This window comes from Brevibacterium sanguinis (assembly GCF_039528855.1).
Lineage (GTDB): Bacteria > Actinomycetota > Actinomycetes > Actinomycetales > Brevibacteriaceae > Brevibacterium > Brevibacterium sanguinis.
In genome coordinates, this window is sequence record NZ_BAAAMB010000008.1 from 166,787 (window position 1) to 185,655 (window position 18,869).

Annotated in this window: 16 protein-coding genes and 1 other RNA gene; 12 read left to right on the top strand and 5 right to left on the bottom strand. The window is 68.0% G+C overall.

Translation table 11 applies throughout. The features are described 5' to 3' along the window. The first annotated feature begins 164 nt into the window (after positions 1 to 164). The 6 genes from prfB to ssrA all read left to right on the top strand — a co-directional run bounded on the left by prfB (position 165) and on the right by ssrA (position 5,446). Positions 165 to 1,283, top strand: coding sequence for a peptide chain release factor 2 (gene prfB, locus ABD154_RS09830; protein ID WP_137826753.1), 1,119 nt, complete (start codon positions 165 to 167; stop codon positions 1,281 to 1,283). Positions 1,284 to 1,472: 189 nt separating this feature from the next. Beyond that, positions 1,473 to 2,162 (top strand): cell division ATP-binding protein FtsE, encoded by a 690-nt coding sequence (gene ftsE, locus ABD154_RS09835; protein WP_137826750.1) that lies wholly within the window; start codon positions 1,473 to 1,475, stop codon positions 2,160 to 2,162. Beyond that, positions 2,159 to 3,073, top strand: a complete 915-nt coding sequence (gene ftsX, locus ABD154_RS09840; RefSeq protein ID WP_198499324.1) for a permease-like cell division protein FtsX — start codon at positions 2,159 to 2,161, stop codon at positions 3,071 to 3,073. The genes ftsE and ftsX overlap by 4 nt, the downstream gene beginning before the upstream one ends. Before the next feature lies 1 nt (position 3,074). After that, entirely contained in the window at positions 3,075 to 4,304 is a 1,230-nt protein-coding gene (locus ABD154_RS09845; RefSeq protein ID WP_198499323.1) for a M23 family metallopeptidase, read from the top strand. Between the two features lie 163 nt (positions 4,305 to 4,467). Beyond that, positions 4,468 to 4,938, top strand: a complete 471-nt coding sequence (gene smpB / locus ABD154_RS09850; protein ID WP_211978916.1) for an SsrA-binding protein SmpB — start codon at positions 4,468 to 4,470, stop codon at positions 4,936 to 4,938. 130 nt (positions 4,939 to 5,068) lie between these two features. Continuing rightward, positions 5,069 to 5,446: a transfer-messenger RNA gene (gene ssrA, locus ABD154_RS09855) on the top strand. Between the two features lie 121 nt (positions 5,447 to 5,567). On the opposite strand, the gene ABD154_RS09860 is transcribed toward ssrA, so the two are convergent. Next, positions 5,568 to 7,220: a thiamine pyrophosphate-binding protein gene (locus ABD154_RS09860; protein WP_344251177.1), complete on the bottom strand. Its 1,653-nt coding sequence runs from the start codon at positions 7,218 to 7,220 to the stop codon at positions 5,568 to 5,570. A gap of 738 nt (positions 7,221 to 7,958) precedes the next feature. On the opposite strand from ABD154_RS09860, the gene ABD154_RS09865 reads away from it, so the two are divergent. The 5 genes from ABD154_RS09865 (at position 7,959) to ABD154_RS09885 (ending at position 11,870) form a co-directional block, all read left to right on the top strand. Then, positions 7,959 to 8,546, top strand: a complete 588-nt coding sequence (locus ABD154_RS09865; RefSeq protein ID WP_211978918.1) for an alternate-type signal peptide domain-containing protein — start codon at positions 7,959 to 7,961, stop codon at positions 8,544 to 8,546. Between the two features lie 81 nt (positions 8,547 to 8,627). Next, the gene (locus ABD154_RS09870; protein WP_344251178.1) at positions 8,628 to 9,143 is read left to right on the top strand and encodes a hypothetical protein; all 516 of its coding nucleotides are present in this window, start codon (positions 8,628 to 8,630) and stop codon (positions 9,141 to 9,143) included. An 8-nt stretch (positions 9,144 to 9,151) separates the two neighbouring features. Beyond that, positions 9,152 to 10,294 (top strand): hypothetical protein, encoded by a 1,143-nt coding sequence (locus tag ABD154_RS09875; RefSeq protein WP_211978920.1) that lies wholly within the window; start codon positions 9,152 to 9,154, stop codon positions 10,292 to 10,294. After that, the gene (locus ABD154_RS09880; protein ID WP_211978921.1) at positions 10,291 to 11,238 is read left to right on the top strand and encodes a hypothetical protein; all 948 of its coding nucleotides are present in this window, start codon (positions 10,291 to 10,293) and stop codon (positions 11,236 to 11,238) included. Before ABD154_RS09875 ends, ABD154_RS09880 begins: the two co-directional genes overlap by 4 nt. Further along, complete coding sequence (locus ABD154_RS09885) at positions 11,235 to 11,870, top strand: signal peptidase I (protein ID WP_211978922.1); 636 nt, start codon at positions 11,235 to 11,237, stop codon at positions 11,868 to 11,870. The genes ABD154_RS09880 and ABD154_RS09885 overlap by 4 nt, the downstream gene beginning before the upstream one ends. Positions 11,871 to 11,886: 16 nt before the next feature. Here the strand turns inward: ABD154_RS09885 and ABD154_RS09890 are convergent, their stop codons facing one another. Genes ABD154_RS09890 through speB form a run of 3 tightly spaced genes read right to left on the bottom strand, consistent with a single transcriptional unit; the run spans position 11,887 to position 16,093 of the window. Then, on the bottom strand, positions 11,887 to 13,386 hold the full coding sequence (locus ABD154_RS09890) for a sodium:solute symporter family protein (RefSeq protein WP_249121032.1): 1,500 nt from the start codon (positions 13,384 to 13,386) through the stop codon (positions 11,887 to 11,889). 42 nt (positions 13,387 to 13,428) lie between these two features. Next, positions 13,429 to 15,090 (bottom strand): thiamine pyrophosphate-binding protein, encoded by a 1,662-nt coding sequence (locus tag ABD154_RS09895; protein WP_344251179.1) that lies wholly within the window; start codon positions 15,088 to 15,090, stop codon positions 13,429 to 13,431. Beyond that, positions 15,083 to 16,093, bottom strand: a complete 1,011-nt coding sequence (gene speB / locus ABD154_RS09900) for an agmatinase (RefSeq protein WP_211978924.1) — start codon at positions 16,091 to 16,093, stop codon at positions 15,083 to 15,085. The genes ABD154_RS09895 and speB overlap by 8 nt, the downstream gene beginning before the upstream one ends. 150 nt (positions 16,094 to 16,243) lie before the next feature. Between speB and ABD154_RS09905 the strand changes: the two genes are divergently transcribed. Continuing rightward, on the top strand, positions 16,244 to 17,653 hold the full coding sequence (locus tag ABD154_RS09905; protein ID WP_211978925.1) for a PucR family transcriptional regulator: 1,410 nt from the start codon (positions 16,244 to 16,246) through the stop codon (positions 17,651 to 17,653). 89 nt (positions 17,654 to 17,742) lie between these two features. Here the strand turns inward: ABD154_RS09905 and ABD154_RS09910 are convergent, their stop codons facing one another. Continuing rightward, entirely contained in the window at positions 17,743 to 18,852 is a 1,110-nt protein-coding gene (locus ABD154_RS09910; protein ID WP_211978926.1) for a histidinol-phosphate transaminase, read from the bottom strand. Between the last annotated feature and the right edge of the window lie 17 nt (positions 18,853 to 18,869).

The window sequence follows — 18,869 nt, forward strand, 5'->3', positions numbered from 1 at the left end:
TCTCACAATCTGTGGATAACTTCTGGTGACATCGGATAAATGTCATAGATGTAGTTAAGGAGGCGATTCGGTGAGGTTTTATCCGGCCTGATCCGTCCGCCGTCCGCGTCCGTCCGCTCGGCGGTTCCGAGGGGCTGTGCCCCATGGACTAGAATCGAGGCATTATGGCCACGACTGATCACGCTTCCGAAATCGCCAACCTCCGCAGCACCTATCAGGCGATCCTCGACGTCTCCGACCTGCCGACTCTGCGTGACGAGGTCGCCGAGCTCACCGAGGAAGCATCGGCCCCGACGTTCTGGGACGACCCCGATTCGGCGCAGAAGACCTCGGCGAAGCTTTCGCACAAGCAGGGCACGCTCGAGAAGCTCGAGAAGTTCGGGGAGCGCATCGACGACGCCGAACTCCTCATCGAGATGTCCGAGGCCGAAGGCGACTCGGATTCGCTCGTCGAAGCCGAACGCGACATCGCCAAGCTCAAGGATCAGCTCGGCGAGCTCGAGATCTCGACCCTGCTCTCCGGCGAATACGATGAGCGCTCGGCGGTCGTCACCGTCCGCTCCGGTGCCGGCGGCGACGACGCGACGGACTGGGCGCAGATGCTCATCCGCATGTACATCCGCTGGGCCGAGGGCCGCGGCTACAACGTTCAGGAACTCGACACCTCCTACGCCGAAGGCGCCGGCATCAAGTCCGCGACGATCCAGGTCAACGCCCCCTACGCCTACGGCACGCTGTCGGTCGAGGCCGGCACGCATCGCCTCGTGCGCATCAGCCCCTTCGACAACCAGGGCCGCCGCCAGACTTCCTTCGCCGCCGTCGAGGTCGTCCCGCTCATCGAGTCGACCGACCACATCGAGGTCGACGAGAACGACCTGCGCATCGACGTCTACCGGTCCTCGGGGCCCGGCGGCCAGTCCGTCAACACGACCGACTCCGCTGTGCGCATCACGCACCTTCCGACCGGCGTCGTCGTGAGCATGCAGAACGAGAAGTCGCAGATCCAGAACAAGGAGGCCGCGATGCGCGTCCTCCAGTCGCGGCTCCTCGAGCGCAAGCGCCAGGAGGAGGCCGCGCAGAAGAAGGAGCTCGCCGGCGACATCAAGGCGAGCTGGGGCGATCAGATGCGCTCGTACGTCACGCACCCCTACCAGATGGTCAAGGATCTGCGCACCGGGTACGAGGTCAACAATCCCCAAGCCGTGTTCGACGGCGACCTCGACGGACTCATCGAAGCGGGCATCCGCTGGCGCAAGCAGCAGGAGAACGCCGAGGAGGAGTGACCTCTCCGACCCACCCCCTCGGCGCACCGACCCCACGGCACCACCGCCTCGGCGCGGGTGAACGCATCGTGGTGGGACTGTGAACTTCATCAGATGCGCAACACACGCCCCGCCGCCTCCGCGCACATCACGGAACTGTTACGTACAGTGGAAGCGGCCGAGCCATCCGCGACACGATTGAAGACCCTCTTGATCACATTCGACTCCGTTTCGAAGTCCTACGACACCCGCACCCGGGCGGCCCTCGACTCCATCTCGTTCGAGGCTGACCGCGGGGAATTCGTGTTCCTCGTCGGAGCCTCGGGATCGGGCAAGTCGACGGTCATCCGCCTCATCCTCCGCGAAGAGGTGCCGACGAAGGGGCGGATCTCCGTGGCGGGGAAGTCCGTGGTGAAGATGCCCTCCTGGCGGGTCCCCTACCTGCGCCGCGGCATCGGCACGGTGTTCCAGGACTTCCGGCTGCTGCCGAACAAGACGGTCTTCGCCAACGTCGCCTTCGCCCTCCAGGTCATCGGCAAGTCACGGGCGTCGATGTCGACGCTCGTGCCCGACGTCCTCGAGACCGTGGGCCTGGCCGGCAAGGAGAAGCGCTACCCGTACGAGCTCTCCGGCGGTGAGCAGCAGCGCGTCGCGATCGCCCGCGCCGTCGTCAACAAGCCCGGGATCCTCCTCGCCGACGAGCCGACGGGCAACCTCGACCCCGTGACCAGCGCTGACATCATGTCGGTGCTCGAGAAGATCAACCGCAACGGCACGACCGTGCTCATGGCCACCCACGACGGGGAGATCGTCAACCGGATGGCCAAGCGGGTCATCGAACTCAAAGAGGGCCGCATCGTCCGCGACGTCGAGCACGGCACGTACGGAGTCGCCTCATGAGGGCCGGCTTCATCCTCTCCGAGGTCGGATCGGGCCTGAAGAAGAACTTCTCGATGGTCCTCTCCGTCGTCCTCGTCACCTTCGTCTCCCTCCTCTTCGTCGGCGCCGCGATCCTCCTGCAGATGCAGGTCGGGCAGATGAAGGACTACTGGTACGACCGCGTCCAGGTCTCGATCTTCCTCTGCCCGCCGGACTCCGAGGCGACGAACTGCGTCGACGGCGAGGTCACCGACACGCAGAAGAAGAACATCGAGGACGCGCTCGCCAGCTCCGATCTCTCCCCGTACGTCGACACCGTCTACTTCGAGGACAAGGCCGAGGCCTACCAGCGCTTCCAGGACCAGTTCGCCGGCACGAGCCTCGAGGGCACCGTGCCCGAGGAGGACATGAACGAGTCCTTCCGGGTCAAGCTCAAGGACGCCGAGCAGTACCAGATCATCAACGAGTACTTCTCCTCGACCCAGGGCGTCGAAGAGGTCGTCGACCAGAATCAGCTCCTCGACCGCCTCTTCGGGGTCCTCAACGTCGCCACCGTCGTTGCGATCGCGATCGCCGGCATCATGCTGCTGTGCGCGATGCTGCTCATCGCCACGACGATCCGCCTCTCCGCGTTCGCCAGACGCCGGGAGACGGGGATCATGCGCCTCGTCGGCGCCTCGAACTCCTTCATCCAGCTCCCGTTCCTCCTCGAAGGGGTCATCGCCGCAGCGATCGGCGCGGGACTCGCTGCCGGCTCCCTGGGCCTGCTCGTCCACTTCGGGGTGAGCGGCTGGCTGCAGGACCAGGCGACCGGCTTCAGTCTGATCTCCGGCGTCGACGTCCTCATCGTCGCCCCGATCCTCCTCGTCATCGGCATCGTCATGGCCGGTGCCTCGTCGCTCATCACACTCAACAAGTACACGAAGGTCTGAGATGAAACGCAGGCTTCCCCTTCTCGTCACGGCTGCTGTGCTCGCCGTCGTCATGCCGGTCACCTCGGCGACGGCCAACCCGCGCGACGACAAGAACAAGGTCGACGAACGCGTCAAGGAGCTCCAGCAGGAGTTCGAGGGCCTCGACGAGGACCTCGCCCGGGTCATCGCCGAACGCGACGAAGCCCAGGAGGCCCTGCCCGCCGCGGAGGAGGCGTCCCAGAAAGCCGACGACGCCCTCGCCGAGGCGGTGCAGAAGGATGAGGACCTCGCCGCCCGTCTGACCTCGGCGGAGAACGCGCAGTCCGACCTCAAGGACGAGATCCAGCAGGGCACGGACGAGATCGAGCAGAACCGCACGGCCGCGGCGCGGATCGGCCGGCAGGCGTACCAGAACTCCGGCATCACCTCCGACCTCGCGATGCTGCTGCAGATGGCCGAGGGCACGAGCGCCGACGGCGGCATCGGCCGCGTCGACTCCGCGGTGCGCTCCCAGCAGCGCACGATCGATGACCTCTCGGAGCAGCGTGCGCTCAACGAGAACAACGAGGAGCGCCTCTCCGGGGTCACCGATGAGATCTCCGATCTCAAGGATGAGGCCGCCGAGGCGGTCATCGCGAAGGAGGCCGCCCAGGCCGACGCGAAGAAGAAGGCCGACGACCTCAACAACCTCATCTCCGCCAAGGACGACGCCGAGCAGACGATCTCGGACAACAAGGACAAGACCGAGCAGCAGCTCGCCGATGAGAAGGCGGAGCAGGATCGGCTCGCGAAGGAGGTCCGCGAGTGGGAGAAGGAGCAGGAGGCGAAGGGCAACTTCGTCTACGGCGACGGTGTCCTCGCCAATCCCGCCGAGGGCTTCCCGATCACCTCGCAGTTCGGCTACCGCATCCACCCGATCACGGGCAACCGGAAGCTGCACACCGGCACCGACTTCGGTGTGCCCTGCGGAACGTCGATCCGGGCGGCCGGTGACGGAGTCGTCGTCAGCGCCGGCTGGGCCGGCGGCTACGGCAACCGCGTCGTCATCTCCCACGGCAAGATCGGCGGCAAGTCGATCGCCTCGACGTACAACCACAACACGAGCCTGAGCGTGAAGGCCGGGCAGAAGGTGAAGAAGGGCGACGTCATCTCCCAGTCGGGCACGACCGGCGCCTCGACCGGCTGCCACCTCCACTTCGAGATCATGGAGAACGGCGGCTACGTCAACGCGATGCCGTTCATCTCGTAATCCGCACCTTCGGGCAGTCAGGGCGAGTGCGCCGGAACTGCAGATGGGATAGACTGGTGGGTCTGCGTGTGCAGGTCGGCGGCGGTCGTCGGACCGCCGGTGGAGCACGTCGGACACGAGCATTGCACGAGAGCATCGGACAAGAGGAGAGAGGAGGCCGGTCATGCCGAAGGACACCGGGAAGAAGGTCATCGCGAGGAACCGCAAGGCACGCCACGACTACCACATCGAGGACACGTGGGAGGCTGGCCTCGTCCTCACCGGCACCGAGGTGAAGTCGCTGCGTGAGGGCAGGGCGTCGCTGACGGACGGGTTCGCGCTCATCTTCCAGAACGAAGCGTGGCTGGAGAACGTCTACATCCCCGAGTACCTCCAGGGCACGTGGACGAACCATGCCGCCAGGCGTCGGCGCAAGCTGCTGCTCCACCGCGAGGAGATCCTCAAGATCTCGCAGAAGGTCAAGGAATCGGGGCGCACCCTCATCCCGCTCGAACTCTACTTCGAAGGGTCGCGGGTCAAGGTCAAGATCGCTCTGGCCCGCGGCAAGCGCGACTGGGACAAGCGGCAGTCGCTGCGCGAAGCCCAGGACAAGCGCGAGGCCGAGCGGGCGATGAAGTCCAAGCAGTACCTCTGAGTCCTTCACCGGACCCACCCGGGAATGCAATTGGCCCGGTCGGTGTTGAGAGAGTATGCTGGTGTTCCTGCCCGGCGGCAGAGCCTGTTCGTCCAGGTGATGTCGGTGAGCAGGATTGGCAACAGAATATGGGGATGATCGGTTTCGACGTTGGACACTGCGTCGGGAGAAGCGGGCCGAGAATGCAGAGTCATCTCGTTAATGTCCTCTGCAAAACAATAGGTGCTAAATCTGAAAACCGCACCGATTTCGCCCTCGCTGCCTGATAGAGCGCGAGCTGCGAATCCGTCAGCCTAGAGTTGCCTCTGCTCTAGATCCTGGCGTCGCTTAAGAGGCCACTGCTTCAGATGCACGTTGGGGGCATCTGAGGGACTCTTACCCAACTCCGTTCGTTGGTCTACGTGTTCGTGCGATGACCAGAACCTAAGAAACTGCCTCACGAACTGCGCCCGGAGAAGTCCTGACAATCTGCCGACGGACGCGGGTTCGATTCCCGCCATCTCCACTCATGTCACGGCCCCGGCAGCTCGGTTGAATCCGAGCTGCCGGGGCCGTTGTCGTCCCATCAGGCGCCGCGGACAGGATGTGTTCGCCGAGCCGGGCAACGGAGGTCGGCCGACCCCGGTCCGTCACGAGTTCACGCGGATGATCTCCTCCTGGTACGGCGCGACGACGGTGCCCGAGACGCGGAGGTCGAGGACGAGGAACTGTCGCTGCTCGACCGGTGCGGCCGCCCACTCGGCGACGACGTCGAGGTCGGCGAGCGAGCGCACGACGACACCCTGGGCGCCGGCCGCGGTCGCCAGCGCCGCGAAGTCGATCTCGTCGATGAGCATCGGGGGAGTGGCGAGGCCCTTGCGCCCGTAGAGGTGCACCTCGGCGCTGTAGGCGGCTTCGTTGAAGACGACGGCCATGCCCCGGCCGCCGGCTGAGCGGATCGCCGTGTCGAGGTCCGACAGCGCCATCACCCCACCGCCGTCGCCGGTGGTGAGCACGATCGTCGCCTCCGGGTTCGCCCGGGCGGCGCCGGCAACACTGTGCCAGCCGAGCCCGATCGACTGGAAGGCCGTGCCGACCATGGCGATCCGCTCCGGTGCCGAAGGCTCCCAGAACATGTTCGCCCACGCGATGAAGTGCCCGCCGTCGGAGACGACGACCCGATCGGCAGGCATGAGCTCGCCGAGGCGGGCGGCAGCGGCCCGAGGATCGAGGCGGCCGTCGGAGCCGAACTCCCCACCCCGGTCATAGACCCGATCAGCGGCGGTGTCGACCCGGCCCCGCCACGTTTCCGTCGGGCCGGTCAGTCCCCGCACCCGCTCCGTCAGCGCCTCCGCCGTCAGCCGCGCGTCACCGCGGATGAATCCGCCGACGCGGGCGTGCGTCGCCCGGTCGTCGACGTCGACCTGCCACACCGAGGTGGTCGGGCCGAAGAGCTCCCCGAACCGCATCGTGAACTGATTGAGCGAGGCGCCGATGACGACGGCGACGTCGGCCTCGCGGACGCGGGCCATCGCCGCAGGCGCCCCGAAGCCCCCGGCGACGCCGAGGTCGTGCTCGGCGGCGGGAAAGATGTTGCGTCCCAGCGCCGTCGTCACGGTCAGCGCACCGGCTGCCTCGGCGAGGTCCCCGAGGGCGGCACCGGCGCCGGAGAGCCACGCGCCCCGACCGGCGAGCAGGAGCGGGCGCTGCGCTGAGGCCAGGGCCGCTGCGAGACGGTCGAGGGCGGCACCGGCGGACTCACCGCCGGGCGCGAGCGGACTCGGCCTTCCCGGACCCGGCACCTCGGGGATCTCACCGATCTCGAGCGTCGCGACGTCATAGGGGATCGCGAGGACGACGGGCACCCGGTAGGTCAGAGCATGCTCGATGGCCGTCACCGTCGCGGCAGCGGCATCGACCCGCCCGACCGTGTACGTGCGCACCCCGACCGCTGACGCCATCGCGATCTGATCGACATCCCATGGGCGGGGACCCGAGGTCGGCTCGTCGCCGACGACGAGGACGAGCGGAACGCGGGCCTGCGCGGCTTCGGCCAGCGCGGTCAGCGTGTTGGTGAACCCGGCACCGTACGTCGTCGTCGCCGCAGCGAGGCGACCCGAGGTGCGGAAGTGGGCATCGGCGGCGACGACGGCGCCGGCTTCGTGCCGGACCGCGGTGTAGGTCGCCGAGGTGGAGGTGAGGAGGGCATCGAGGAAGTGGGCGTTGCCGTTGCCCATGAGTCCGAAGACGTCGTCGATGTGCCGGGAGAGCGTGTGCGCGACGTGCGCCGAGGTGTGCGCCAAGAGAGGGCCTTTCGAGAGATATGGAGAGTGGTCCATATATGTCTCGCGTGAGGCTTCGCGCTCCTTTTTCGAGCACCGGCCCCCGGGACGCTGATTGAGGCGCAGCGCCGGGAACCTGACAGGTACGAATATAGGGCGAAGCAGTCGTCTGCGCCAAGTCCGGGGAGGCGAACCGAGGTGAATGAATGTGCACCGATCAGGTGCGCAATTAACAAGTGAATTCTCGTTGAACGGCATCATGAAATCGCACTGATAAAGTCTGTGATAGATATTTCAATTACCGTATAGAACTCCTGATCAATCCACCTGAAAGGCGCTTTGATCGTCGACAAGGCGGTGCGCTCAGCGGGAATCGGCTGTGCGCCGCCGCACCTCCAGGTGCCTTGTCGAAATATCCTCGACTGTCATTCGCGCGGCGATCTTCAGGCGTGTCGAGGCCGTGCGGACGGTGCGCCGACGAGCCTGTGTCGGATGGTCAGTGGCCTTGTGATCAGGCATGGTATCCGTTCAGCTGTTCTGACAAATGAATTGTTTGACAACATTGCCATTGCAGGTGTGATTCACGCAATGAAACAGTCATTGATTGTTACGAAACGATAACGAGAGTTTCTCGCTAACTGAAATGAATGTTAATCTCATTGTGACAGGTATGCGTTATCGAGAACGCAGTGCCCGCACCCACCCTCTCATTCCAACACCCTTTATTGGCAATATCCTCTGCCGGAAAGCGACACATCGATGAATGTCAACAAGAAAGCCGTCCTCGCCGGCGGAGCCGCCGCGGTCCTCCTCATCGGAGGCGGCCTCACCTTCGCACGCTGGTACGACGAAGCATCCCTGGGCAACGAGGCGGCCAACGTCCAGTCCGGTGAGCTCAACTTCTCCATCGACAACCTCTCCTGCCAGTGGGCCAACGGCGGCGACAACGTCGTCCCCGGTGACCTCGTCGTGCCCGGCGACACCATGGAGTGCACCGGCAGCTCGCAGGTCGTGACGAACATCAAGGGCAAGAACCTGCGGGCCACCCTCACCGCAGTGCCCACCGGAGCCCTCGCGCAGCTCGTCGACGACGACTTCGCCGTGCTCAAGGCGACCGTCAACGGCAGCAGCGACCCGATCGTGCTCACCGCCGCCAACGACGGCGACACCTTCGACGTCGGCTTCTCCATCTACTTCAAGGAGTTCAAGGACTCCGTGGACAACTCCCTCAACCGGGACAACCCCGGCACCGACACCGCACAGTGGTGGGGCGAGGAGAACCAGAACACGGACTACTCCTTCAACACCGGCGACATCAAGCTGCAGCTGGTGCAGAACGACCGCTGACGGACAGTCCTCCGGCTCGCAGCGGCCGGAGGACGACGTTGTCGTCGGTGACCGGATGAGAGCTGTCGGATGAGAGTGCGCGTGATCGTGGCCCTTGCGGCCGCCTTGGTGCTGCTCTCGAGCGGGCTCGGCACGAGTGCCAGGTGGTATGAGGAGCTGCGCTTCGCCGACGATCCGATCACGGTGAACTCCGGCGAACTCGGCAGGTACCCGACCGACACCCGCTTCGAGGGACTGACCGCGTGCACCGCTCCGCAGGGCTTCGCGCACTGCGCCGAGGCGAGTGCTGCCCAGGTCCGGGACTTCCGCTTCATGCGGGGGGACCGGCTGACCGTGGAATCCCGATTCGACGTCACGGCGACCGGGACGAATCTGCGGTATGCGATCACGGTGACGCCGCTGCCGCAGACCCCTTCACCAGGGTGGACGAGTGAGGACACGGTCACACCGGGCGGTGTGCTCACCGGTGCGCAGACCGTGACAGTCGAGCGCACACTCGAGTTCTCCGGACCCGTCGGCGCCGGAGACTGGGCTGGGGCCTTCGGCGACGTCACGGTTCCCGACATCGCTGTGCAAGCCATTCAGGAGGACCGTTGAGATCGCAGATGTCGGACAGACAGCGCCCGAGGGCCCGCGTGCTCGCCGCCGTGTGCGTGCTCGCTCTCGTCGCCGCGGTCGTCGCCGTCGCGCTCGTGCCCAGCGGTGCCACGTTCGCGCGGTTCTTCGACGAGGCCGGTGACTCCTCGGGATCGACCCTGTCCTCCCAGCAGATTGCGGCGACGACCGCGGGTATCATCACGCCTGACTACGGCGACTGGAACTGGTTCGACCGACAGACCAACGAGACCTCGCTGACGGTGACGAACTCGTCACCGACGTCGATGGTCGCCACCGTCGCCATCGGATCCGTGGCGCTCACGGGAGCGAACACCGGTCAGGCGTCGGGGAAAGCGCGGGCGTACGTCATCGACCGAAACGGCGCGAAGCAGCAGATCGCCTCGAGCGTGACGACGACACGGTCGACGACCCAGTTCCCCGAGGCGAACCTCAGCTGGACGCTCGCGCCGGGAGCCAGCCAGAAGATCGTCGTCGGCGTCGAATCGAACTCGACTCAGCTCCTCTATCAGCGTCTCGTCGGAGCCGCAGGGGCGAAGTTCGACTTCCGCTTCGCTGTGAACTGGCGCGTCGACGGACTCTCGAGCGCAGAGACCGCCGAGCTCTATCCCCACGGTGCCCTCGGCCCGAATCCCGGCGACCGGGCGGCATGCCCGGCCGGAGCCACCGCAGCGCAGGAGTGCCGTGGCGTCGCCGCGACGGTGAAGCGACCCGTGGTCACGGTGGCGACCGGATCGAACACCACAGGTGCCTGCAGTGTGACCGACAACTTCGATCTCTCCCACACGTTTTCGGTGAACACGTCGACGCTGGCGGCCTACAGCGGACTGGCGAAGACGGCCCGGGAGCTGCAGGGCTCGAACCCGGGCAACTACGGGTCCTACGCGCCGATTCCCGATGTGGGGTCCGGATTCACCGGCACCAGCGTCGAGGTCGTCCGCCAGCCTTTCGAACTCGGAGCGGGCTACGACCTGAAGTTCACCTTCGTCATCCGCGGAACCGGGGGAGCCGGGAGCCATGTGCCCGGCCCGAACGGCGAACGAGCCACCCAGTCGCCGGTGTACATCCTGTCGATGAAGCGTGAGCCCTTTAGCCTCTTCCCCACCTGCAGCGTCAGTCTGGCGTCGCTATGAGAGGAGTTCAGCACATCAGCGATGTCCTTTCCGCCGCGAGGGCGCTGCGCAGGACGGTGACCGTGCTCATCTCGCTGGCCGTCGCCGGGGCGCTCGCCCTGGTCCCCGCCCCCGCCTCGGCGGTTGCCTGTCCGTCTTCGATCGATGACGCGATCCGGGTGTCCGAGACCGACGGGGGCGAGGAGACCGCGCCCGGCGATCTCGCTCGGGCCTTCCCCGATGTGCCCGAGCTGCTCGCCCCCGGTGCGGGTGCCGACGATGCGCTGGCGATCCGCTCGATCGCCGAGGTGCCGGTGACCGCGACGCTCCGGGTCGCACCGGAGACGACGCCGGTGGAGAACCCCGACCGCGACCTCCAGGTGACGATCACGTGGGCTGGTCGCACCGTCGCCGAGGGAACCTACCGCGACATCGTCGGAACGAGCATTGAGCTCGGCTCCCTCGCGCCCGGCGCCCGCGAGACCCTTGCCGTCGACGTCGCACTGCCGGCTGTCGAGGAGCGGGACAACGACACGCAGAAGCGCACGTGGCCGCTGCGTTTCACCCTCGGGGTCGGCGCCGGTGGCGAATGCGTAGCCACGGCCGACGAAGACGCGCAGGCCGACGTCCGCGCGGATGCAGCGTCGTCGGCGGATTCCGATGCCGGTGCCGATGACACGGCAGGCGATGACGATACGGCCGATGCCGACGACACCGCCGGTGCCGCAGCCGACGCCGACGGAACCGACGCTTCCGCGGCCGCCGGGGGAACCACCTCGTCGCAGGCGGCTACGGCCAGTGACGCCTCGGCGACGAGCACGGGCGACGGGGGAGGGGCGCTGCCGCGAACCGGTCTCGAGAGCGCAGGACTCGTCGCGCTCGCGGGCATCGCGATCGGACTCGGTGCAGTCCTCATCGCCGGCGCCCGCCGACGCCGCGCGGAGAAGGGAGAGACGACGACATGACCGTGAAACCGACCGAGGTCGCTCACGCGGACGGAAGTGCCGACCGCCTCGGCGCCGCCCCCGTCAACCCGGACGCCGACCCGGTGGAGAGGCGGCCCCGACCCAAGCGCCGCCTGCGGACCGTCATCTCCTGGCTGTGCGGGGTGCTGCTGACCGCGATCATCGGGGTGCTCCTTGCCTCCGTCGTCGTGCCGCTCGCCATGGGTTGGGTGCCGCTCACGGTGCTCACCGGGTCGATGGAGCCGACGATCCCGCCGGGGTCGCAGGTCGTCGTCAAACCCCTGCGGCCGGAGCAGACCCAGGGGCTCACGAAGGGGCAGATCATCACGTACCTGCGCAAACCGGGCACGGACGACATGATCACCCACCGGATCATCGACGTCGCCGAGGTGGACGGTGAGACCGTCTACCGCACGCAGGGAGATGCGAACAATGCTCCCGACCCCGACCCGGTGCGCAGTGTGCAGGTGCGCGGCGTCGTCCGCTACCACGTCCCGCTCGTCGGCTATGTCGCGCAGCTGACGACTCCCGACCAGAAGCGCACGGGTATCTGGATCGTCGCCGGTCTCCTCATCGCCTACGCGGTGTGGGAGGTCTGCCGGCCGAAGCGGAAGGGCTCCGGCCGGCACTGAGCACCGGCTCAGCCCCTTACCGGCTCAGACGCTCCCGCCATGCGGCCATGATCTCCGGCGACGTCGGCTTCGAGACGAGTGAGCCGACGAGGTAGCCGAGCAGAGAGGCGAGCAGGCCGAAGTAGATCGCCTCGTTGGCGTAGATGTCGACGGTGATCATGATGACGATCGTCGTCACGGAGCCGAGGATCATTCCGGCCATGACGCCGACGATGGTGCCGCGGCGGAAGACGAGTCCGCCGAGGATCGGCACGAAGAGTCCGGCCACGAGCAGGTTGTAGGCGACGGTGAGGGCTTCGACGACGCTCGGCATGATGAGCGCGAGCGCCAGGGTGACGATGCCGAGTCCGATGAGGTAGATGCGCGAATCGCGCACCTCGTCACCGGTCTCGCGGACGAGCGACTGGGCGATCGTGCGCGTCGTTCCGGCAGAGGCCGCCGCATCGGCACCGCCCGTCCCCTCCGCGGTCTGCGCGACCGGCACGATCTGCCGCTTCGCGAGCAGCGGCTCGACGATGTCCTGTCGGCACACGGTCGACGCGGCCAGCAGCGACCCCGATGCCGTCGACATCATCGCCGCGAGGGCCGCGGCGAGGACGAAGCCGGCGACGACCGGGGACATCGAGGCATCGACGACGGCGACGAAGACATCGTCGGGCACCGCGATGCCGGGCACGATGCGCAGTGCGGCCATGCCGATGAGCGCACCGGCGACGGCGTAGAGCAGGCAGTACACGCCTGCCGACAGCCCGCCCCAGCGGGCGACGGCCGGTGTGCGGGCGGTGAACACGCGCTGCCAGATGTCCTGGCCGATGAGGAGACCGAGCGTGTAGATGAGGATGTAGCCGAGGATCGCCTGCCAGCCGATGCCCACCGGGGACGTCTGCTCGGGCGGGAGCACGGAGAACAGCTCGCCGAGGCCGCCGGCCCGCTGCAGGACGAGCGGAAGCATGATGAGGAAGATGCCGACGGTCTGGATGAGGAACTGGACGAAGTCGGTGAGCGTGATCGACCACATGCCGCCGAGCATCGAGTACGTGATGACGATGCCGCCGCCGATGATGACCGACCAGAACCTGTCGAGGTCGAAGAGCGCGTGGAAGATCGTCGCGTACGCCACCGTCGACGTCGTCGAGATCATCAGCCCGTACGCGGTCATGATCGCCCCCGACACGAGCCGTGAGCCCTTGCCGTAGCGCAGTTCGAGCATCTGCGAGACCGTGTAGATCTCGAGCTTCTGGATCTTCGGGGCGAAGAGCAGCGAGAGCAGGATGATACCGAGGCCGATGCTGAAGACGAGCCACATCCCCGACAGGCCCGCGGTGTAGCCGAGGCCCACCCCGCCGATCGTCGAGGCCCCGCCGAGGACGACGGCGGACATCGTGCCCGTGTAGAGCAGTCCGCCCAGCCGGCGGCCGGCGACGAGGAAATCGTCCTGGTTCTTCGCCTTGAATCGGCCCCAGATGCCGAAGCCGACCATTGCGGCCAGGTAGACGATGACTACGAGTGAGTCCACGGTGACTCCTTCTTTCCGTGTGGGTTCTTCGGTGCCGCAGGCTCAGGTGCCGACGGTGATGTGGATGATCGTGGGAACGGTGCGGGACAGTGCCGCGGCGACGGCGTCGGGCAGCTCGGCCGGCATCCGCGACTCGGCCATCGTCACCCCGACCCCGCCCATCGACTCCCCGAGCTTCGCGAAGTCGGGGCGGGCGAGTTCGACGGCGAAGGGCATCATGTCCCGGTCGACCATCTGGGCCTCGATCTCGGCGTACCCGCCGTTGTCGACGATGACGAAGGGGATCCCGAGGCCGAGTTCGGTCGCCGTCATGATCTCCTGGATGGAGAACATCGCCGCCCCGTCGCCGAGGAGGCAGACGACCGGTCGGTCCGGAGCGGCGAGCTTCGCCCCGATCGCGGCGGGAATCCCGTACCCGAGGGTGGCGAAGCCCGGCATGTAGAGGAGCTGGTCGGGGGTGTGCGCTTCGAGCGCGTGGACCGTCCCGTCGTAGGTGACCTGGGACGAGTCCCCGGCGATGACGACATCGGATCCTGCGCCGTCGGCGACGAGGCGGGTCACCCGTGCCCCGATCGACTCGGCATCGAAATCATCGGCCCCGGATTCTCTGAGCGCAGCCGTGCGCTCGGCCCCGGATTCCCCCGCCGAGGCGGTCCCCGACTCGGTCTCGGGAGCGTCGTCGAGCGTGGTGATGAGAGCCGAGAGGAACTCCCCGGCGTCGGCGCACACGAGGATGTCCCCGCGGAGGTTCTTCCCCAACTGGTCGGGGTCGATGTCACAGCGGATGACGACCTGCTCAGCCCGGTCGTCGCGGACCCCGGGAGCCGTCTGCGCGCCGATCACCCCGCCCCACAGGTCGGAGTCGGCGAGTTCGGAGCCGACGACGATGAGCACATCGGCGGCAGCCGACTCGGCCTGGACGCTCGGGAAGCGGACATTCGATCCGAGCGAGAGCGGATGGTCCTCGGCGACGATGCCCTTCCCGTTGGCGGTCGTGACGACGGGAGCGTCGATCGCCTCGGCGAGGTCCTGGACCTCAGCGGCAGCCGAGCGCGCACCCCCGCCGGCGACGATGAGGGGACGGGCGGCGGTGCGGATCGCGTCGACGGCACGGGTGACGGCCTGGCGGTCGAGTTCGGGTCGCCTCGCCGGGATCGGCGCGGGCACACTGCCGTGCCAGTCGCCCTCGAGCACGTCGAGGGGGACCTCGATGTGGACGGGACCGGGACGGGATGACGCGAACAGCGCGAACGCCTCGGCGACGGCCTGGGCCGCACCTTCGGCGGTGCGGGTGCGCTGGGAGGACACGAGCAGGTGCGACAGCGCCCCGGAGGAGTCCTTCGTCTCGTGGAGCATTCCGATGTCGGCGCGTTCGAGCCCGGTGGGCACACCGGGGGAGAGGATGAGCATCGGGCGGGACTCCGCATACGCCGTCGCCGCCGCGGTGACGACGTTCGTCAGCCCCGGTCCCGAGGTCGTGATGACGACCCCGGGCTTGCCCGAGAGCAGGAAGTAGCCGTCGGCCCCGTAGCCGGCGCCCTGCTCGTGGCGGGGCGTGACCGCGCGGATCCCGAACTCCGGCAAGTGCCGGTAGAACTCGAGGTTGTGGGTGCCGGGGATCCCGAAGATCGTGTCGACATCGTGGGCGGCGAGTGCGGCGACGACGGCTCTGCCGCCGTTGCGGAAGCGATCGGCCTCAGGCACTGTGGACTCCTCCGCTCGGACCCGAGGGCTCGGTCATCCCGTTGGCGTCGGCCGCCCACAGGGAGAGGATCTCGTAGCCGGCATGGGCGGCGGCGATGCCGGTGATCTCCGCATGGTCGTAGGCGGGAGCGACCTCGACGATCTCCGCCCCGACGACGTTGAGCCCCTGCAGGCCGCGGATCGTGTTGAGCAGCTCACGGCTCGTCATGCCGCCGGCCTCGGGGGTGCCGGTGCCGGGGGCGGCCGCCGGGTCGAGGACGTCGATGTCGATCGAGAGGTAGACGGGGGCGTCGCCGAGGCGGCGTCGGATGCGGGCGACGACGTCCTGGACCGAGGTGAACTGGTAGTCGTCGCTGCGGATGATCTGGAAGCCGAGCACGTCGTCGTCCTCGAGGTCCTTCTTGCCGTAGAGGGGCCCGCGGATGCCGACGTGCATCGAGGCGGTGAGGTCGATGAGTCCCTCTTCGCTGGCGCGGCGGAACGGGGTGCCGTGCGTGTAGGGGGCGCCGAAGTACGTGTCCCACGTGTCGAGGTGGGCATCGAAGTGGAGGACGGCGATCCTGCCGTGGGTCTTGTGCAGCGAGCGCAGATTGGGCAGGGCCAGGGTGTGGTCGCCGCCGAGGGTGAGGACCTTCGCGCCGTCGGCGCGCAGGGCGTCGGCGTTCTCCTCGACCGTGGCGATCGCCTCTTCGATGTCGAAGGGGTTGACGCCGAGGTCACCGCAGTCGGCGACCTGCTGCCACGTGAACGGGTGGACGCCGGTGGCCTGGTTGTAGGGGCGCAGCAGCTTCGAGGACTGGCGGATATGGGCCGGTCCGAACCGGGCGCCGGGCCGGTAGCTGACTCCGGCGTCGAAGGGGATGCCGACGACCTTGACGTCGATCTTCTCGCCCGGCCGCTGGGCTTCGACCTCGTCGAGGCGCGGCAGGAGTCCGAAGGTCGGGGGTCCGGCGAAGCGCGGGGTCTGGCTGTAGTCGGCGGGGCCGAGGGGCTGAGACGGCATTGACTCTCCTTGCAGCGGGCACGACGCCGGGGAGACCGGCGCGGTTCGGGACTGATGTGCCATCAGCCTAGGACGTGTCATCCCGGTCACAGATATCCAGCTTGGACAGAAGCGACACCTCGGATGTCCACAGTGGATAGACTGGGCGTCATGGTCACCTTGGGACAGCTGTGGGCGCGGCGCGAACTCGCCCTCGAGATCGCCGTCGACCCGGTCGGAGCCCGGTCCCGGGAGGTCACGATCGTCCACTCCTCCGAGCTGCCGGAGGTCGACGAATGGCTGGCCGGGGGAGAGGTGCTCCTGACGATCGGCGTCGGCCAGGATCTCACCGCGGACTCCGCCGGCGACTACATCGCGAGACTCAAGCGAGTGGGCGTCCATGCCCTCGGCATCGGCCTGGGGCGCGACCTGCCGTCGGTGGAGCTGCCGCCCTCGCTCGTCGACCACGCCCGCGCTCACGACCTCGCGCTCTTCGGCGTGCCCGAACCCGTGCCGTTCGTCGCCGTCGTCGACGCGTTCACGCGGATGCGGGAGGAGGAGTCGAACCGTGAAGTCAGCCGGGCCGGGAGCGCGGGCCGGCGGTTCGCCACGGCGCTCGCGCGGCAGGGTCCGGCCGCGCTCGTCGCCGAGCTCTCCGCCGCCCTGGGCTCCGAGGTCCATTTCGTCTCCCCCACCGGCAGGGGGCTGACCGGGCAGAACGCGCCGGCCGATGTCCGTGCCGAACTCATCGCCGAGGCGGTCGGGACGTCACTGGCCCCGCGGTTGCTCCGTGCCGCCGGCGGTCGCTACGAGGCGGTGCCGATCGGCGACGACCGGGTCAGCGGGTGGATCCTCGCAGGGCGGGACGCGGCGGTGGCTTCGCGCACCCGGGGACTGCTGCTCGCGACCGCCGCCGCGCTCCTCGGCCTCTCGGTGATCGACCAGCCGCTGCGCCGCGGGGAGTCGACGCTGTTCTCGACGACCCTGTCGGCATCCGAGGCGCGCGCCGAATGGGTGCTGCGCACCGGCACCCCGGCGCTCTCGCGTGCCGAGTTCACGATCGTCGGCGGGGTCCGCGGGGACGTCGCCGAGCAGCTCTTCGGCGATCTCGGGGGCGGCACGCTCACCGCCCGGGCCGGGTCCATGATCGGCGTCCTCCACTCCGGCGATCCCCTCGTCGCCCGGGTCGCCGAGGTGACCGGGGTCGACCGGCTGTTCGTCAAGTCGCTGCCGCTGACGCAGGTCCATCACACGTGGACGGTGTGGCGGACCCAGAACGACACGGTGAACTCCGATGTCAGGGCCCTGCTGTCGGTGATCGACGAGGCGGCGGCGGTGCGCTTCGTCGATGAGGTCCTCGGTGCTCTGCTGGCCTCGCAGGACGGTCAGGACCTGCTGGTCACCCTGCGGTCGTTCATCGCCTCCGGCGGGGTCCGTGATGCCGTGGCCGCCGAACTCGGGATCCACCGGCACACGGTGCGGGCGCGGCTGCAGCGGATCGAACGGCTCCTCGGCCGCGACCTCTCCCGTCCCGACACGGTCCATGCCGTCGCGATCGCCCTCGAACTCGCGGAACTGTGAGCCCATAGCGTCGGTAGCTCGCGGCGCCGCGATCCCGCTATACCGGTAGGTCGCCGCGCCGCGATCCCGTGACGCTGGACCTGCAGCGCTCAGGCGAAGTGCGCGGCGCGGAAGTCCGCGGTGATCTCGAGGACCCGGTCGAGACCGGCGCGGTCGCCGATGCTGATGCGCACCCCGTCGCCGAGGTTGCGCACGGCCACCGCACGGGCGACGCTGGCCTCTTCGAAGGCGTCGGAGAGCTCGCCGAGCGGCAGCCAGACGAAGTTGCCCTGCGCCTCCGGCACGTCCCAGCCCTGGCCCCGCAGCTCGGCGGCGAACCAGTCCCTGAGCTCGGCGATCTCGGCTGCGCGGGCCATCACCTCGTCCCAGTGCTGCAGCGAGGTGAGGGCCGCCGCCTGGCTGAGGTCGGTGACGCCGAACGGGATGACGGCCTTGAGCAGACCGGCGATGATGCCGGGTGCGGCGACAGCGTATCCGACCCGCAGCCCGGCGAGGCCGTGGGCCTTGGAGAAGGTGCGCAGCAGGACGACGTTGGGGAAGTCGGCGACGAGGCCGAGCCCGTCGACGACGCCCTCGGCGGTCGCGAACTCCCAGTACGCCTCGTCGAGGGCGACGAGCACGCGATCGGGAACCTGGGCGAGGAACTCCCGGACCTCGGTCTCGCGCAGGGCGGGCCCGGTCGGATTGTTCGGGGAGCAGAGGATGATGAGCGTCGTCGCCTCGGTGATCGCCTCCGCCATCGCCGCGAGGTCGTGGGTGCCGTCGGGTCGCAGCGGCACCTCGACGCGGGTGGCTCCGGCGAGCCCCGTCGTCTGCGGGTACATCTCGAACGACGGCCACGGGTAGATCGCCTCGGTCGTCGCATCGGAGGTGATCTGCGTGAGGGCCACGAGGAGTTCGCTGGCACCGGTGGTGACGATGAGGTTGTCGACGCCCACGCCGAGGCGGTCGGCCAGGCCCGTGCGCAGTGCGGTGGCCGCGTCGTCGGGGTAGGAGGCGGGGGAGGACACGTGCTCGGCGATGGTCTGACTGACGGCCGGCAGCGGCGGGAGGTGATTCTCGTTCGAGGAGAGCTTGAGCGGTGCGAGCCCCGGGACCTCCTGCGGCTGGCGGCCGGGAATGTAGGGCGGGAAGGTCTCGAGGGCTGCTCGCAGATGCGGGAGGCGGGCAGGCTCGACGGAGGGCTCGGGAGTCGTCATGGACTCATGATGGCACA

Coding starts and splice junctions, on each gene's coding strand:
- ABD154_RS09875 (WP_211978920.1), top strand. CDS start 9,152: ATGTCGGACAGACAGCGCCCGAGGGCCCGCGTGCTCGCCGCCGTGTGC.
- ABD154_RS09910 (WP_211978926.1), bottom strand. CDS start 18,852: ATGACGACTCCCGAGCCCTCCGTCGAGCCTGCCCGCCTCCCGCATCTG.
- prfB (WP_137826753.1), top strand. CDS start 165: ATGGCCACGACTGATCACGCTTCCGAAATCGCCAACCTCCGCAGCACC.
- ABD154_RS09865 (WP_211978918.1), top strand. CDS start 7,959: ATGAATGTCAACAAGAAAGCCGTCCTCGCCGGCGGAGCCGCCGCGGTC.
- smpB (WP_211978916.1), top strand. CDS start 4,468: ATGCCGAAGGACACCGGGAAGAAGGTCATCGCGAGGAACCGCAAGGCA.
- speB (WP_211978924.1), bottom strand. CDS start 16,093: ATGCCGTCTCAGCCCCTCGGCCCCGCCGACTACAGCCAGACCCCGCGC.
- ftsX (WP_198499324.1), top strand. CDS start 2,159: ATGAGGGCCGGCTTCATCCTCTCCGAGGTCGGATCGGGCCTGAAGAAG.
- ABD154_RS09885 (WP_211978922.1), top strand. CDS start 11,235: ATGACCGTGAAACCGACCGAGGTCGCTCACGCGGACGGAAGTGCCGAC.
- ABD154_RS09880 (WP_211978921.1), top strand. CDS start 10,291: ATGAGAGGAGTTCAGCACATCAGCGATGTCCTTTCCGCCGCGAGGGCG.
- ABD154_RS09905 (WP_211978925.1), top strand. CDS start 16,244: ATGGTCACCTTGGGACAGCTGTGGGCGCGGCGCGAACTCGCCCTCGAG.
- ABD154_RS09845 (WP_198499323.1), top strand. CDS start 3,075: ATGAAACGCAGGCTTCCCCTTCTCGTCACGGCTGCTGTGCTCGCCGTC.